Annotated in this window: 1 protein-coding gene; it reads left to right on the top strand. The window is 66.3% G+C overall.

The window, feature by feature from the left end; genetic code table 11:
* Window positions 1-131 precede the first annotated feature (131 nt).
* Window positions 132-605, top strand: a 474-nt coding sequence (locus tag PI246_RS18385; RefSeq protein ID WP_320552776.1) for an SPFH domain-containing protein, incomplete at its 3' end; no start/stop codon positions are given.

Below are 605 nucleotides of genomic sequence, written 5' to 3'. Positions count from 1 at the left end.
CTCATGTAGGTCCATGAGCGGCCTATCTGCCCATACCCAAGCAGATGCCTCGTCCCCCACGATGCGCTAGCATCCCCGGCACACGACGGCGCGCGGCGCCGTCCTTCAGGGGGACATCGATGAAACATTCCATGCTGGCCGCCGCCGTGGCGGCCTTGCTGTGCGGCTGTACCGTGGTCTCGCCCGATCCGGGGCAGCAGGCGGTGCTGGTGGACAAGCCGCTGCTGTTCGGCAAGGGCGGCATCCGCCTGGACGACGTGCGCGATCCCGGCCGCACCTACACGTGGATGACGACGTCGGCGGTGTACGTGGACACCACGCCGCAGACGGTGCAGGTGGCCTTCGACGACTTCTCCTCCAGCGACAACATCCTGTTGGACTTCTCCACGCAGATCCAATACCGCATCACCGCGCCGGCGCGGCTGCTGTCCGGCTTCGGCCAGGACTGGTTCAAGAACAACGTCGCCAGCCAGTACGCGGCGATCGTGCGCGACCAGGTCAAGCGCTACGACATGACCCGGATGATGAGCGACCCGGACAGTGCACGGAAGATCGACGAGGCGGTGACCGAGAACGTGCGCGCCCTGGTCAAGGAGCAGGGCCTG

The sequence above is a fragment of the Luteibacter sahnii genome, assembly GCF_034063545.1.
Classification (GTDB): domain Bacteria; phylum Pseudomonadota; class Gammaproteobacteria; order Xanthomonadales; family Rhodanobacteraceae; genus Luteibacter; species Luteibacter sahnii.
The sequence above is the reverse complement of the archived record's forward strand: the minus strand, read 5'-3'. Positions and strand labels throughout refer to the sequence as shown.